Source organism: Curvibacter lanceolatus ATCC 14669 (assembly GCF_000381265.1).
In the GTDB taxonomy this organism is placed as follows: Bacteria; Pseudomonadota; Gammaproteobacteria; order Burkholderiales; family Burkholderiaceae_C; genus Curvibacter; species Curvibacter lanceolatus.
This window is the reverse complement of record NZ_KB906253.1, coordinates 532,799-548,009: the sequence shown is the minus strand read 5'-3', so window position 1 is coordinate 548,009 and position 15,211 is coordinate 532,799. Positions and strand designations below refer to the sequence as shown.

Below are 15,211 nucleotides of genomic sequence, written 5' to 3'. Positions count from 1 at the left end.
GGCGCCAGGCCTCAACGCTCCCGGTACAACTGCCCCACCGGGCTGGCCGTGCTGCCCATGATGAACATCGAGTACAGGCCATTGGAGGCCACAGCGATGTCGCTGGCGCTGTACGACACGCCGCCGCTGACCGTGAGCTGGGTGCTGCTGTAGGGCGTGTTGCTGAGCACGCCCAGGGCCGAGCTGCCCAGGGTGACGCCGCTGACGATGGGCACATAGCCGATGCTCAGGGCGGTAGCCGCCGTGCTGGTGCCGCAGGCGTGGTACAGGCGCACGTTGGCGGTGCTGCTGGAGGTGGGCAGGCGGTTCGAGTCGGTCAGCAGCGTGGTTTGCGGCGAGGCCGGATCGCCATACACCAGCAGGGTGTAGTCGTTGCCAGCCGTGAGCGCCACGGTCTGGCTGGTGGTGGTGCCATTGAGGGTGAGACTGACTGGCAGGCTGCCCGAGGCCACCAGGCTGTAGGTGCCGATGGCCGGCGAAACCAGTGAGGACAGCAGGCTGATGGCGCTGCCGCTGGAGGTGACCGAGGCGCTGGCCACGGCCTGGGACGGCAGGGCGGACACCACACGCAGGCGCGACTGGGTGTTGCGGTAGCTGGTGACGGTGCTTTGTTGCAACACCACGGTGGCATCGACCAGCACGCCGCCAGCGGCCGAGCTGAGCACCAGGGTCTGCACCGAGGTGGAGGCCAGCGTGATGCCGCTTTGCGTGAGGCGCACGTCGTCGCGGCTGCCAGCCCCGGTGACCACCAGGGTGTAGGTGCCCGAATTGAGGGTGTAGTAGCCCGCCAGCGTGATGCTGCTCAGCGACACCAGCGGCGTGGCGCTGGACAGGGTTTCGCCGCTGCCGAGCATGTAAATGTCGACATCGCCCGCGTCGGGGCACTGATCAAGAATGCGCAGGTAGGCGCGGCTGCTGGCGGCCGAAGACTGGTTTTCGGTCAGGGTGGTGGTGTGGGTGGAGCCCGAGAAACCCGCCACCACCAGCGTGTAAGGCCCGCTGGAGCCCGACAGGCTGAAAGACGAGCTGTAAATGGCCGTGCCATTTTGGTCCAGCACCCGCACGGTATTGGTGTCGGTACCCACCGAGACATAACTGCCCGCCTGGCCAAAGGCCACGCCCGAGCTGATCACGGTGCCATTCACCTCCAGCGACAAGGCATTGGGCGAGCTCACATTGGTGTTGAGCAGGCGAAGGTTGGTGTTGGAGCTGCTGCCCCCACCGCAGCCCGCCAAGGCAGTTGCGGCCAGGCCGGCCAGGGTGAAAGTTCGACGGCTGATGTCCATGGGATGTTCCTGCATTCAGTCTGAAAGTTGGAGGGCGCGCGGAGTATCTCAGAAGGTTTTAAAGGCTTTTTAAAAATACCTTCTGATTTATTCAACGCCTATTTTTCTGCACATTAATTAACCTGGCGTTCGGTTTTCTTTACGTACACCAAAGCATTAATTCATTGATATTTACTGACCAGACATAATCAAATCCCCGACTCATCACCCACCCGCAGGCTGCAGCGGCGTGGCCGCAGGGCTGGCCGGCTGGCTCACGGGTGAGCTGGCTGGCGGGGGGCTTGACTGGCCGGCCGCTGGGCTGGCCGGCCGGTTGGGCTGATCCCAGCCCTGGGGCCAGGCGGGCTGGGTTTCGGGCATCAGCACATCGCGGATGGCCGGGGGCAGCTCGCGCTGGCGCGCCTGCAGGGCCTGGCGGCGCTCGGCCGACAAGGCCTCGCTGCCCTCGTCGTCGGTGACCACGCGGGGGCGCAAAAACACCATCAGATTGGTCTTTTTGCGGCTCTTGCTCAGGCTGCGGAACATGGCGCCCAGCACCGGGATGTCGGCCACCACGGGCACCTGGCCGGCATCGTTGGTGGCGCTGTCTTCGATCAGGCCGCCGAGCACGATGATCTTGCCGTTCTTGACCGTGACAGTCGACTCGATGGAGCGCTTGTTGGTGGTGGGCCCGGCGTTGGTGGTGCCGGCCGCGGTGGTGGCGGCCACCGAAGACGACTCCTGGTAGATGGTGAGGCGCACGTTGCCGTTCTCGCCGATCTGGGGCTTGATCTTCAGGGTGATACCCACGTCCTTGCGCTCGATGGTCTGGAACGGGCTGGAGGTGGTGCTGCTGGTGGTGGTGTACGAACCCGTCACAAAGGGCACGTTCTGGCCCACCACGATCTTGGCCTCTTCGTTGTCGAGCGTGATCACATTGGCGGTCGAGAGGATGTTGGTGCCCGACATGGTCTCCAGCGCCGAGGCGATGGTGCCGAGCGTGAGCGTGGTGCTGCTGCTGATGCTGAACAGCTGCGACCACTGCACGCCCAGGTCCATGCTCTTGCTGGCGTCCACCTCCACCACCAGCGACTCGACATACAGCTGCGCGCGCGGCGCATCGAGCTGGTCGATCACCTTGCGCATCTCCCGAAAGCGCGGCTCCGAAGCCGTGAGGATCAACGAGTTGGTGCTGGGGTCGGCCTGGATGCCGCCGCCCGTGCTGGGCTGGGCCGAGGCACTGACCGAGGGGCTGCTGCTGCCCTTGCTGCCGCTGCTGGAGGTGCTGGCACTGCTGCTGCCCGACGTCATGCCGGACGAGAAGCCGCCCGAGCTGTCGCCCCCGGTGCTGGCACTGCTGCCGCCATAGCTGCTGCCATAACTGCTGCCTGTGGTGCGCGAGCTGTCAGCCGAGGGGAAGGCCGCCCGCAGCACCGTGGCCAGCTTGGTGGCATCGGCGTTCTGCAGGTGCACCACATGCACGCCCACCCCGGTGTTGGGGCGGTCCAGCCGAGCGGCCAGCGAGCGCACAAAGGCCATCTGCTCGGGGTTGGCGGCGCGCACCAGCAGGCTGTTGCTCTGCTGATCCACCATGATCGACAGGCCCGCCGTGGCGCTGGCCGTGCCACCGCCGGCCGAGCCCCCGGCCGCGACAGTGCCCGCCTGCGCGGCGGCGCCAGCGCTGGCGGTGCGCAGCTGCGAATCGCCCAGGCGCTGCAGCGTGCTGACCAGGTCAGACGCCACCGCGTGCTCCAGCGCAATGATCTCGACATCGGTGCCGCTGGGAGCATCCAGCGATTCGATCAACGTGGCCAGGCGGGCCAGATTGCTCGCGTAGTCGGTGATGACCAGGGCGTTATTGCCCGGGTTCAGGTTGATCACGTTGTTGGGGCTGATCAGCGGGCGCAGCACCGGCACCAGGTTGCTGGCGCTTTCGTGGCTGAGCTTGAACACCCGGGTCACGATGCGGTCGTCACGCGGGCCCTCGGCACCGGCCACCACCGAGGCCGACTGCAGCTTGCCATCGGCCTCGGGCAGCACGCGGTACACACCGCCGCTTTCCACCACCACATAGCCTTGCAAGCGCAACGCACTGGCCCACAGGCTCCAGGCCTGTGATGGGGTCATGGGGTCTTCGCTGGTGAGCGACAGGTTGCCCTTGACCCGGGCATCGAGCAGGATCTGCCGCCCGGTGATGACGGCCATGGCCCGGGCCACCGATTCGAGGTCGGCGTTGCTGAAGTTGAGCGTCAGGGTGCGGTCGGTGCCGGCCCCGGCCCGGTTGGCCGCGGCGGCCGACTTGGTCCGTGCAGCTGTGTCGGCCCAAGCCGGCAAGGTGCCCTGCAACAGGGTCAGCAAGGCCGCAGTGGCCAGCAGTGAAAGGCGTAGGGTCATGAGGCAAGAATGGGCCGCCCACAGTGCCCTCAAGGCGCCCCCGGGCAGCGGGATGAATCAAGGCAAGCCCCGATACGGGGCCGCGCGCCGATTCTGAAAGCGCCTCTTGGCGCCCATGTGTGCGGGGTGTATAGATTCGTGAAGCGGCGCGGCCCCACCCACCTCTTCCATGCGCCCTGCTCTGCGCCACCATGTACCGACGGGTGAAGGCTTTGCAACAAGTCGGGTACATGCAACACCCCACCTGCAACACGCTTGGCAGGCGTGCCCCCTGCTCCGCACAATGCAGGCCTTGACGGGGCGAGGCCACTCGTCGGTGCTGCCCGGGCCTCGCCTCTTCTCTTTCATTTCTTTCTTGCTTCTTTTGCTCAGGGATCGCAGATCCGTTTGCTTGTCGTTGCACTGTGGTCGCCGGCCTGTTCTGGCGCTGCAGGCCACCGCCTCGAACGCCTTGCCAACCACGAGCGATCTCTTGCCCAACCACCTGCCCCAGACCATGCCCGCCCAACGATTCACCCTGGCCCGCCCGGCCCGCCCCACCCTGTTTGCCCTCACCCCTTTGCTGGCTGCTGCCCTGCTGAGCGCCTGCGGCGGCGGCAGCAGCTCTGACTACAGCTTGAGCGGCACAGTCAGCGGCCTGAGCACCAGCGGCCTGGTGCTGGCCACCGGCAGCCAGACCGTGAGTGTGGCCTCGGGCGCCACCAGCTTCACCTTTCCGAGTGGGGTGGGCAGCTATGCCGTCACGGTCAAGTCGCAACCCACGGGCCAGACCTGCGCCGTCACCTCGGGCGCCAGCGGCACGGCCAGTGCCAACGTGAGCAATGTGGTGGTCACCTGCCGCGCCTACCTGGCCTATGTCACCCACGGCAGCAGCAACACCGTCAACGGCTTCAGCGTGAGCAGCTCGGCCGGCACGCTGACCGCCCTGAGCAGCAGCGGCAGCGCCCCCACCGCCTACCCGCCCACCAACATCGTGATGAGCAGCGATGGCTCGAAGGCCTATGTGAGCTTTCAGGACAGCCCCGTGATCGCCAACTACAGCGTGTCCAGCAGCGGCACCCTGACCCTGCTGGCCAACACCGCCGCCGTCAGCGAAACCCGCGGCATGACCCTGTCGGCCGACGGCAAGTACCTGTACAGCACCAACTACACCGACAAGTCGCTGGGCCAGTTCAGCGTGGCCAGCACTGGCGTGCTGAGCTCGCTCTCCCCCACCTCGGTGGCCGCCGGCAGCACCCCCCTCTCGGTGGCCACCACCGCCGACGGCAAGTACCTTTATGCCGCCAACTCGGGCGACGCCACCCTGACTGGCTACAGCGTGGGCTCGGGGGGCAACCTGAGCGCACTCAGCACCGCCAGCTACAGCCTGAGCAGCGGCAGCGCTCCGCGTGGCCTGGCCATTGCCAGCAGCCAGTACCTGTACGCCACCCAGGCCGGCAGCGCCAAGCTGCTGGCCTACAGCATCGACTCGAGCACCGGCAAGCTGACCGCCCTGTCGCCCGCCTCGGTCAGCACCGGCACAACCCCCTATGCCGTGGCCCTGCGCTCGGACGGCCGCTGCGCCTACGTGGCCAACCGCAGCGACAACACCGTGTCGCAATACATCATCAGCTCGGGCGTGCCCACCGCCCTGGCCAGCGCCACCGTGGCCACCGGCAGCAGCCCCGTGGCCATCACCCTGTCGCCCGACGACCGCTTTGCCTACGTGGCCAACAGCGGCGCATCCACCGTGTCGGTGTACAGCGTGGGCACCAGCTGCGACCTGAGCCTGATCACCAACGTGGCCAGCGGCGGCAGCACGCCCACCAGCATCGTGGTGCGCTGAGGCCTGGGGCACCAGCCCTACCTTGATTCCCGAGGATGGATATGCACACGGATTCGTTCACGCCCGATCCGGCCCCCGCCACACTGGCGCCATGTCCTGAAGTTGAGTGGCTGCTCAGTCAGCCAGCCCAAGGTCAGTGACACTCCATGGCTCGCGGGGGTGAGCTTTGGCCCGCCGACTCCGTCGGGCCTTTGAACTGGCCGTCAGATGGCGACATCTGACGGCCAATTTTTTGGGTGCATGGGATTTGGGTGCGGGAGACTGCTTTCAGCATGCTCGAACACACACCAAACTGGGCTTGACGGCACCCTTCCGTCACTCAACCCGCTGGCCCCGGCCACGGTGAAGCTGATCCTTGCAGATCACCAGGGCTGCGTTGTCGGACCCACGGTGAACTCGGTGACGTTGGTGTCGGCGGGCTGCTCGATGGCAAAGGCGACGATGTTGGCGATGCGGTCCGGCGAGATGCCATGGGCTTCGTACAGGGCGTGCATGCCGGCCGAGGTGGCCGGGTCGCTGATGGTGTTCAGCAACTCGGTGTGGATGGCTGCGGGGTAGATGGTGGCGGTGCGGATGTTCGTCTTCTCCATCGCCGACTCGATGCGCAAGACCTCCATGAACTCGCGCACAAACCACTTGGTGCCGCCATAGACCGCAGCACCGGGATAGGCCTTGAGCCCCGCCACGGACGACGTGGCAATCACCTGGCCCGACTTCTGCGCCGTGAAGGTGGGCAACACCGCCGCCACGCCGTTGAGCACGCCCTTGATGTTGATGTCGACCATCTCGTGCCAATCGTCGGTCTTCATGGCAGACAGCGGCGCGCTGGGCATGATGCCGGCATTGAGGAAGATGACATCCACCCGGCCATAGGTGCTCAGGGCCAGTTGGACGATGGCGTCGTTGTCGGCTTGCTGGGTGACGTCAAGCAGTTGGTAGATCGCTTCACCGCCTTCAGCGCGAATTTCTTCGGCGAGCTGCTTGAGCTTGTCTTCGCGCCTCGCACCGATGACGACCTGGGCCCCCTTGCGGGCCAGCAGCTTTGCGCTTGCGGCGCCAATGCCTGAAGAAGCGCCGGTGATGATGACGACTTTGCCTTGCATGGTTTCGTTCTCCTGGAAGCAAGCCCCGGGCCTGCCCCGGGGAGGATCGCAAGCGTAGTGGCGGCATGCGCATTGCACTAGACGCCCAGAAGCGCAAGCCCTTATCGACCGGCCTCATGAATCCCCCGCCAGATGAGGGGGGTGGCACAGCGCCGGAAGCCTGGGGCAGGCTGATCGTTCCGCGCACCGGAAGATTGCATTCGGCTCGATGGGCATTCTGCTTTCTTGTCGGCCCGGCCATAGTTCTTCCGTCCGCTGCCTTGTCTTGCCGCGGCAAACACACGACGGAAACCCACATGAGCCGCGCCTACTCCGACATCGCTTTCACGCCTGCCGTGCGTGCCCTGCAGACCCGCATGGGCAGCCGGTCGGCCTACGCTGCCTTCGACCACGCCGAAGATCGTCGCCACACGCTGACCGAGCACGAAGCCGAGTTCATCCGCGAACGCGATGGCTTCTATCAAGCCACGGTCAGCGAGACGGGCTGGCCCTATGTGCAGTTTCGTGGTGGGCCCGCCGGCTTTCTGAAGGTGCTTGACGCCAGCACCCTGGCCTACGGCGACTTTCGCGGCAACCGGCAGTACATCAGCGTGGGCAACCTGGGCGGCAACGACCGCGTCTCGCTGATGCTGATGGACTACGCCAGCCGGCAGCGCCTGAAGATCCTGGGCCGGGTGCGCCTGGTCAGCGAAGCGGAAGACCCCGCACTGATGGCGCAGCTCAGGCTGCCGGGCTACCGCGCCCAGGTGGAGCGGGCCTTCGTCATCGACGTTGAAGCCTTCGACTGGAACTGCCCGCAACACATCACGCCGCGCTTCACCGAAGCCGAGATCGAGCAGGCCGTGCAACCCTTGCGCGCCGAACTCGAACAACTGCATCTGGAGCTGGCCCGCCTGCGGGCGGCCTCAGCGCATCAGCCCTAGCCCACCACGGCCACCCACCCCCACCGCCCCGGTGCGAGGCCACCGGGGTTGGCTTGCCCTTCGCGCCTCAACCCCAGGAGTTTCAACATGCACATCAAGCAAATGCTCACCAAGGCCCGGTCCGACGCCGCCATCACCCCTGTCGAGGCACGCGACGCGATGCTCGGCTGCTTTGTCACCATCCATGGCGAAACCCTCAAGCGCGGCGCCGCGCTGCTGGGCAAGCCCCTCAGCGATGACCAGGCCGAGCACCATGCCACCGTCATCATGAAGGGCCTGCTCGGCCCCCAGTGGGACCGCCCGACCAAAACAGCCCTGGCCGACGCGCGCATCCGCATGGACCAGAAGATGAACTTTTCGCAAGCGCCACAGGATCTGCAAGACCTGCACGAACAGGTCTGCAACCTGATCGTCAGCAAGACGGCCTGAGCCCTGCCTGAGACCGCCGCCGCTTCAGGCTTGCAGATCCAGACGCTCGCGCAGCCGCTCCAGCGCCAGATCGATGAAGGCACGCGCCTTGTGCGAGGCGTGCCGCCCCTCGCGGTGCACCAGATGCACTGGCAGCGGGGCCAACTCAAAGCGCTCCAGCACCCGCCGCAATTGCCCGCGGCGTACCAGCTCGTCCACCTGGTAAGACATCAGACGCGTCAGGCCGAAGCCACCCACTGCGGCCGCAATCGCTGAATCGTTGGTGGTGGTCAGCATGCGTGGCACCACCCGCACCGACCGCAACTCCCCCTCCACCTTGAAACGCCACTCGGGCGCGGGCGTGACCGCATTGGCAGAGATCAGCGTGTGGCTGGGCAAGTCCTCAGGCTGCTGCGGCTCGCCGTGGGCATCCAGGTAGCTGGGGGCGGCGCAGATCACCCGGCGCACGCTGCCGACCCGCACGGCCTGCAGCGATGAATCGGGCAGCTCGCCGATGCGCACGGCCACATCTACGCCCTCGTCCGTCAGATTCACGACCCGGTCCATGAACCAGCAGGCCGCAGTGACTTCGGGATAGCGCTGCAAAAACTCGGTGACCACGGGCGTCACATGCAGCGCACCGAACAGCACCGGCGCAGTGACCGTCAAGCGGCCGCGCGGGGCCCCATGCAGGCCGCTGACCGATTCGTCGGCCTCGGCCAACTCGGCCAGGATGCGCCGGCAATCTTCCACATAGCGCGCACCCGCCTCGGTCACCCGCACCACCCGCGTCGTGCGCGTCAGCAGGCGGGCACCCAGGTGGGCCTCCAGCTCGCCGATGGCCCGTGTGACCGCCGGCGGGGAGATGCCCAGCTTTCGGGCCGCGCCGGCAAAGCCCCCCACATCCACCACCGCCACAAAGACATTGATCAGGTGCAGTCGATCCATTATTCCTCCGCTCGTAATGGTGAATTGGATATGGAGGTGATTCTAATCATCCACCGATTCAACGACAGTTCATCCACCCGCTGCGAACCCAGCGGGTACCCCAACTGAACCACCGTTTCAACACTTTGGAGATTGAACATGTCCCGCCTCAGCATCCCTACCGTCGAGCAATCCCTGCCTGCCAGCAAGCCTCTGCTGGCCGCTGTCGAAAAGCAACTGGGCGTCGTGCCCAACCTGATGAAGCTGGTCGGCCACAGCCCTGCCGGGCTGGAAGGCTATCTGTCGCTGAACGGCGCCCTCAACAAGGGCAAGCTCAGCCACGCGCTGCGCGAGCGCATCGCGCTGACCGTGGCCGAATTCAATGGCTGCGACTACTGCCTGTCGGTGCACAGCTACCTGAGCGCGAACGTGGCCAAGCTCACCCAAGGCGAGATCGATGCAGCCCGCGACGGCCGCTCCGACGACCCGCGCACCGCCGCTGCCCTGCACTTTGCACGCCGTGTCACGGAATCACGCGGCCGCGTGTCTGACGCCGACCTGGCCACCCTGCGCGCCGCCGATTTCGACGAAGCCGCCGTGCTCGAGATCGTGCTGAACGTGGCCCTCAATGTGCTGACCAACTACGTCAACAACGTGGCGCAGACCGACATCGACTTTCAGGTGGTCACCGCCCGGCAAGCGGCCTGATCGCCATCGGGGCCCGGCTTTCAACAGCCACGGCCCCTGCGGTCCTTTCAACGCGCCGCGGGCCCATCCCACACCTTGCAGCCCCCCACCCATGCCGCCCACCGCGACTTGCCCCACCATGAGCCACCCCATCATGACCGCCGCCCGCCCCGAAACACAAGACCTGCGCCAGGCCTTGCTGGCCAGCCTGCTGGTCTCGGCCTGGATGGTCGAGGCGCGCGACCCTTACACGGGCGGACACCTGTGGCGGGTGGCACGCCTGGCCCACGCGCTGGCCCTGCAGTCGGGCAGCACGCCGCGCGAGGCCAGCCGTATCGCCATCGCAGGCTTTCTGCACGACCTGGGCAAGGTCGGCATCCCCGATGCCATCCTGCGCAAGCCGGGCCGGCTCAACGATGACGAGTTCGCGACCATCAGAACGCACCCGAGGATAGGCGCCCGCATGCTGGCCGGCCACCCCCTGGCCGGCCTGGTCGTGGCTGTGATCCACCACCACCACGAGATGCCCAACGGCAAGGGCTACCCCATGGGCCTGACCGACACCGAGATTCCGCACGACGCCCGCCTGGTGGGCCTCTGCGATGCCTTCGATGCCATGACCAGCGCACGCCCCTACCGAAAGGGCATGCCCATCGCCCAGGCCCTGGACATCATCGAATCCGAGCTGGGTCAGCAGTTTGATTGGGCCCTGGGCTCAGCCTTTGTGCAGATGGGCCGCGCCGGGGCTTTTGACGGCATCGTCGGCCACAGTGACGAAGGCACGCCATTGCAGCACTGCCCGGCCTGCGGCCCGACGCTGGTCCGTACGCGCAGCAGCCGCGCCGGTGACCACTTTGGCTGCCCCGCCTGCACCGGCCGCTTGACCTGGACCGACACCCAGCAAGGGCTGCGCGCCCTGCCGACCGGGGAACCCGCGTCAGCGCATGAGTTGGAACCTGGGCTGGACCAGGTGCAGATCGAAACGCTGGTGCAGGAATGGGGGGATGCGGTGGCTGGGCTCTGATTGAGGTGCCAAGACTGCAAGGTGAAAGTGCCATAGCCGCCCCAAGCCGAAGAGCCCGGTGCTTGAAAACACATTTCATAGAGCGGCGCAGCCTACCCGACAGCGAGGCCTTGTCATACGACGCCTTGTCATACGACGCCTTGTCATCTCACCACGCAGGCTCATGACCTGCTGGGTCACGCGCGTTATTTCGGGTGCAATGGGTTACCCGCAAGCAAACGCGCGGCCCAATCCAGCAGCCGCTCGAACAGCCCGAAGAGTTCTGCGTCACACCTGAAGACCTGCGGGCGTTACTACGGACGACGAAGGTGGAACAGCGGGCGGGGGCTGGGGGTTTGCGGGCAACCGTCAGATTTCTAGAAACAGCCCGGCCACCGTCGAGCGAAGCCAGCGGTTGGCCGAGTCTTGCTGATAGCGCTCGTGCCAATGCTGCTTGATGGCGAAGTCGGGAAACCGGAACGGCGGCGCCAGCGCCCTGACGCGGGCAATCTTCATCAGCGTCTGGGCCACCCGCTGCGGTACTGTGGCGATCAGGTCGGTGTTGGCCAGCAGGTTGCCCACGCCCGGCAGGGTGGGCAATGACAGGGCCACCTTGCGCTGGCTGCCCCGGCGCTTCAACTCCTGCTCGACGATTTCATTGCCGGTGCCGGGCGCGGTGAGCACCACATGCCTTTCGCTGCGAAAGCGGCTTTCGCTCAGCTTGGCATCGATGCGCGGGTGTTGACGCCACACCACGCAGGCAAAGCCGTCCTGAAACAGCTTTTGCTGGTAGAAGCCCGCGTCCAACTCGGGCATTTAGCCGATGGCCAGATCCGCCTCACCCGACTCCAGCAGTTGCGTGGTCTCGGATGTGATGCGCAGCACCTCGATACAGACATTCGGGGCCAGCTTGGCCACCTTGTTCACCAGGGCGGGCAAGAACTCAAGGTGGCTGATGTCCGTCATGGCGATGCGGAAGGTTCGCGATGACGAGGCAGGGTTGAACTCATCTTGCTGCTCGGTGGCCGATTGCAACAAGGCCAAGGCCTGCCGCAAGGGCTGTACCAGTTGGGCAGCCCGCGGGGTGGGCTGCATGCCGTCGCGCGTGCGCACAAACAAAGGGTCATTGAAGCAGCGCCGCAAGCGCCCCAGCGCCAGGCTGACCGAGGTTTGCGGCAGGCCCAGGTTCTCGCCAGCCCGGCTCACGCTGCGGGTCTTGTAGATCTCGTCGAATACGGCGAGGAGCTTCATGTCCATTATTCGAATTCCCGCTGGCCGGTATGGGGTTTCATCGATCGACGCGATGAAGCTGGCTGCCTACAGTGCGTGCCAGACCCAAGCCGCGCCGGCTGGGTGTCTCACTCAAACAGACTGGAGACTTCACCGTGAAATCGAGCTTGTCGCGTGCCATTCTAGTGGCCAGCCTTGCCCTCATCGGCGCTCATGCGCCGGCGCAAGACTGGCCCAAAACCGCGGTCAAAGTGGTTGTTCCCTTTGACGCGGGCTCCACGCCCGACCTGGCCGCCCGCCTCATCGCCGAGCGCCTGGCCAACCGGCTGCATCAGCCTTTTGTGGTGGACAACAAGAGCGGCGCTGCCGGCAACATCGGCACCGACGCGATCGCGAAGGCCGAGGCCGATGGCAAGACGATCGGGGTCAGCATTGCCGGCCCGCTGGGCACCAATGCGCTGCTGTTCAAGAAGATGCCCTACGACACGGCCAAGGACATCGCACTGGTCACCCTGGCCGTTTCGCAGCCCTCCGTGCTGGTGGTAGGCAACAAGTCGCCGGCAGCCGACACCCAACAATTGGCCGCGCTGCTCAAGGGCCCATCGAAGCTGAGCTTTGCCTCGATCGGTGCCGGCTCCATTTCACACCTGGCGATGGCGGCCCTGGTGGCCCAGACCAGCGCCAACGCGGTTCATGTGCCCTACCGGGGCTCAGGGGCGGCTGTCACGGCCCTGCTGTCGGGCGAGGTCGACATGGCCTTGCTGCCTGCGGCGGCCGTGATGCCGCACGTGAAGGCCGGCAAGCTGCGCGCCTTGGCCGTGGCCTCGCCCGCCCGGTCGCCGTCACTGCCCGACTTGCCAACGTTGGCCGAGAGCGGTCTGCCAGACATCAAGGGCGATGCCTGGATCGGGTTCATCGCGCCAGGCAAGACCGAGGCGAGCATCGTCAAGGCCCTGCATGACCAGATCGTGCAGGTGCTGGCCGAGCCCGCAGTGCAGGACAAGCTGCGTGCGCAATACATGGATCCCGTGGGCAACTCGCCCGATGAGTTTCGCAAGCTGTTGGCAGCCGATGTGGCGCGCTGGAAGCCCATCGTCGACAAAAACAAGATCGCCCTCGACTGAGCCCTGGACAGGACCCAAACCATGACCCCATTGCAAACAACCCTGCTGGAGCCAGCCCGCCAACTGCCGATGCTGGGCGAATACGACGTGGTGGTGATCGGGGGCGGCCCCGCCGGGCTGGCCGCAGCCGCCAGTGCCGCGCGACGCGGCGCCCACACCCTGCTGGTTGAGGCCTACGGCTTTCTGGGCGGGATGGGCACCGCGGGCGGGGTGACCAACTTCGCGGGCCTGTATGGCCGCCATCAGGGCGAAATGCGGCAACTGGTGCGGGGCGCCGTGGACGAACTGTTGGCCCGCCTGGAAGCCATGGGGGGCCTGAACCAGCCCCAGGACGGCATGCAAGGCCGAATTCGCGTGCGCTCCTACGACACCTCCGTGTACAAATGCGTTGCCGACCAGTGGATGTTGGCCGCGGGCGTGAAGCTGCTCTTCCATGCCCAAGCCGCTTCGGTGCTGATGCAGGGCGAGCGCATCGCCGCCTTGGTGGTCGAAAGCAAATCGGGCCGGCAGGCGATCCGCGCCAATGTCTTCATCGATTGCTCGGGCGATGCCGACGTGGCGGCCTTTGCCGGCGTGCCCTATGCGGTGGGTGACGGCCAGGGCAGCGGGCTTTTTCCGAGCACCATGTTTCGCGTGGGGCAGGTGGATGAGGTGTTGGCCTTGGCCGCAGTGGGCGAGTTCAAGGCCATCAACGACTACATGGAACGGGCTCGCCAGGAGCACCCGGGGCGCTACCGGTTTCCGCGCGAGGGCGCGATTCTTCGGCCGCAGATCCACCCCTCGGAATGGCGTGCCAACGTCACGCAGATCGCCAATGCCGAAGGCCGCGCCATGAATGCCGTGGACGCCGCTGAACTCAGTGCCGGCGAGGTGGAGGGCCGGCGCCAGATCGCCGAGTACTTTCGCTTTCTGCGTGAACAAGTGCCCGGCTTCGCAGCCTCGCGCATCGTCGAGATCGCGCCCCAGGTGGGCATTCGCGAAACCCGCCGCATCGAGGGCCTTTACGCCCTGACGGGGGACGACATCCTGAACTCGGCCCGCTTTGAAGACAGCATCGGCATCAATGCCTGGCCCATGGAGCTGCACCGCGCCGGGGGCATTTCATGGGGGTTTCCGTCCGATGACAACCGGGCCTACAACGACCTGCCCTGGCGGATGATCGTTCCGCAGAAGGTCGAGAACCTGCTGGTGGCCGGGCGCTGCGCCTCAATGACGCACGAGGGCCAGTCGGCCGCCCGCGCCAGCGGCGGGTGCTTTGTGATGGGCCAGGCCGCCGGCACGGCCGCCGCCCTGGCAGGCAGCACGCCGGTGCAGCAGATCGACCCGGCGCGCCTGCAGCAGGCCCTGCTGCAGGACGGAAGCCTGTTGCAACCCTGACTGCTTGGCCCGCCCCGGTGCTGGACTCGCGAACGATCTGCGCCCCGGGGCCCGTGCCCGGCTCTGGCCTTGCGCGGACCCCCATCACCGCAGCGCCAGCCCTCGATGCGCGCTGATCAGATCTTGATGAAGTTGGTGGCGGCCAAGGATCCGAAGGGAAGCTCCGCCAGGCGACCGCCCACGTCCAGTGCGCCCAGATCGACCGGGAAGTAGCCCATGGCCTCCAGCACCTGGCGGACTGCGGCCTTGGCTGCGGCATCGTCACCCGAGTAGAACTGAACCCGCTGGCCGCCCGACACCTCGGGCTGGGGCAACACGTTCACGTCGAGGTGATTGAGCGCCTTCACCACCCGGGCGCCGGGCACAAAATCACGAAACACCTCGCTGGAGTAGCGGCCGCCCAGATCGATGGCCTTGATGCCGTAGGCCGCCAGCGGGTTGGCGGGGTCTTTGGCGTCTGGGGAATCAGGGTCCAGGAACTCGACCGGATTGGTGCCATCGATGACGATACGGTTGTTCCAGCCCGGCAAGCCGCTCAGCGCAGCGGGCAGATCAGCCCAACGCACGGCCACCAGAACCATGTCGGCTGCCGCGGCCTCAGCCACCGTGCCGGCCTGGATGTTGGGGCCCAGCTCGGCCACCAGCGAAGCAAGCGAGGCCGGGCCGCGCCGATTGGAGAGAATGGCCTTCTGGCCCTTTTGGGCCAGTGCACGGGCCACATTGGCGCCTAAGCCGCCAGAACCGATGATGCCGATCGTCATTGCGTTTTCCTTGGTTTGAACAGGGGTGTTGGGGGAGTGCCTCCGAACCCTCGACGCCCCAGGGCTGAAGGGGTCAAAGCGAGGGCGGTGAAGATCCGAAGGCATGCCGGTAGCTTAAAAACCGCTTGATTGCCTGACTAGATGGTTTAATTGGAATTAACTCGTTCATTTTTAATATCAATCG

Annotated in this window: 14 protein-coding genes; 7 read left to right on the top strand and 7 right to left on the bottom strand. The window is 66.0% G+C overall.

All coding sequences use genetic code 11. The features are described 5' to 3' along the window. Positions 1 to 11: 11 nt before the first annotated feature. Positions 12 to 1,286 (bottom strand): DUF4397 domain-containing protein, encoded by a 1,275-nt coding sequence (locus F624_RS0102605; RefSeq protein ID WP_020700640.1) that lies wholly within the window; start codon positions 1,284 to 1,286, stop codon positions 12 to 14. A 204-nt stretch (positions 1,287 to 1,490) separates the two neighbouring features. Next, positions 1,491 to 3,659, bottom strand: coding sequence for a secretin N-terminal domain-containing protein (locus F624_RS0102600; RefSeq protein WP_019572699.1), 2,169 nt, complete (start codon positions 3,657 to 3,659; stop codon positions 1,491 to 1,493). A gap of 472 nt (positions 3,660 to 4,131) precedes the next feature. On the opposite strand from F624_RS0102600, the gene F624_RS0102595 reads away from it, so the two are divergent. Then, on the top strand, positions 4,132 to 5,484 hold the full coding sequence (locus F624_RS0102595; RefSeq protein WP_031253890.1) for a lactonase family protein: 1,353 nt from the start codon (positions 4,132 to 4,134) through the stop codon (positions 5,482 to 5,484). 362 nt (positions 5,485 to 5,846) lie between these two features. Here the strand turns inward: F624_RS0102595 and F624_RS0102590 are convergent, their stop codons facing one another. Then, positions 5,847 to 6,587, bottom strand: a complete 741-nt coding sequence (locus F624_RS0102590; protein WP_019572698.1) for an SDR family oxidoreductase — start codon at positions 6,585 to 6,587, stop codon at positions 5,847 to 5,849. Positions 6,588 to 6,883: 296 nt separating this feature from the next. On the opposite strand from F624_RS0102590, the gene F624_RS0102585 reads away from it, so the two are divergent. Beyond that, positions 6,884 to 7,510 carry a pyridoxamine 5'-phosphate oxidase family protein gene (locus tag F624_RS0102585; protein ID WP_019572697.1) on the top strand — a complete coding sequence of 209 codons (627 nt, stop codon included), beginning with the start codon at positions 6,884 to 6,886 and terminating at the stop codon, positions 7,508 to 7,510. 87 nt (positions 7,511 to 7,597) lie between these two features. After that, positions 7,598 to 7,939: a hypothetical protein gene (locus F624_RS0102580; RefSeq protein WP_019572696.1), complete on the top strand. Its 342-nt coding sequence runs from the start codon at positions 7,598 to 7,600 to the stop codon at positions 7,937 to 7,939. Positions 7,940 to 7,963: 24 nt separating this feature from the next. Here the strand turns inward: F624_RS0102580 and F624_RS0102575 are convergent, their stop codons facing one another. Continuing rightward, positions 7,964 to 8,866, bottom strand: coding sequence for a LysR family transcriptional regulator (locus F624_RS0102575; protein ID WP_019572695.1), 903 nt, complete (start codon positions 8,864 to 8,866; stop codon positions 7,964 to 7,966). A 138-nt stretch (positions 8,867 to 9,004) separates the two neighbouring features. Between F624_RS0102575 and F624_RS0102570 the strand changes: the two genes are divergently transcribed. Continuing rightward, on the top strand, positions 9,005 to 9,553 hold the full coding sequence (locus F624_RS0102570) for a carboxymuconolactone decarboxylase family protein (protein WP_019572694.1): 549 nt from the start codon (positions 9,005 to 9,007) through the stop codon (positions 9,551 to 9,553). A 133-nt stretch (positions 9,554 to 9,686) separates the two neighbouring features. Continuing rightward, complete coding sequence (locus F624_RS32085; protein WP_157443313.1) at positions 9,687 to 10,556, top strand: HD-GYP domain-containing protein; 870 nt, start codon at positions 9,687 to 9,689, stop codon at positions 10,554 to 10,556. A 348-nt stretch (positions 10,557 to 10,904) separates the two neighbouring features. Here the strand turns inward: F624_RS32085 and F624_RS35625 are convergent, their stop codons facing one another. Both F624_RS35625 and F624_RS35620 read right to left on the bottom strand, forming a co-directional pair. Further along, a complete protein-coding gene (locus F624_RS35625; protein ID WP_019572692.1) occupies positions 10,905 to 11,351 on the bottom strand; it encodes a LysR substrate-binding domain-containing protein in 447 nt (148 codons plus the stop codon). After that, on the bottom strand, positions 11,352 to 11,786 hold the full coding sequence (locus F624_RS35620; protein WP_245573538.1) for a LysR family transcriptional regulator: 435 nt from the start codon (positions 11,784 to 11,786) through the stop codon (positions 11,352 to 11,354). Positions 11,787 to 11,920: 134 nt separating this feature from the next. Between F624_RS35620 and F624_RS0102555 the strand changes: the two genes are divergently transcribed. Next, on the top strand, positions 11,921 to 12,889 hold the full coding sequence (locus F624_RS0102555; protein WP_031253889.1) for a Bug family tripartite tricarboxylate transporter substrate binding protein: 969 nt from the start codon (positions 11,921 to 11,923) through the stop codon (positions 12,887 to 12,889). 21 nt (positions 12,890 to 12,910) lie between these two features. After that, on the top strand, positions 12,911 to 14,266 hold the full coding sequence (locus F624_RS0102550) for an FAD-dependent oxidoreductase (protein WP_031253888.1): 1,356 nt from the start codon (positions 12,911 to 12,913) through the stop codon (positions 14,264 to 14,266). 116 nt (positions 14,267 to 14,382) lie between these two features. Here F624_RS0102550 and F624_RS0102545 read toward each other — a convergent pair whose 3' ends face one another. Continuing rightward, entirely contained in the window at positions 14,383 to 15,027 is a 645-nt protein-coding gene (locus F624_RS0102545; protein ID WP_019572688.1) for an NADPH-dependent F420 reductase, read from the bottom strand. Positions 15,028 to 15,211: the final 184 nt, after the last annotated feature.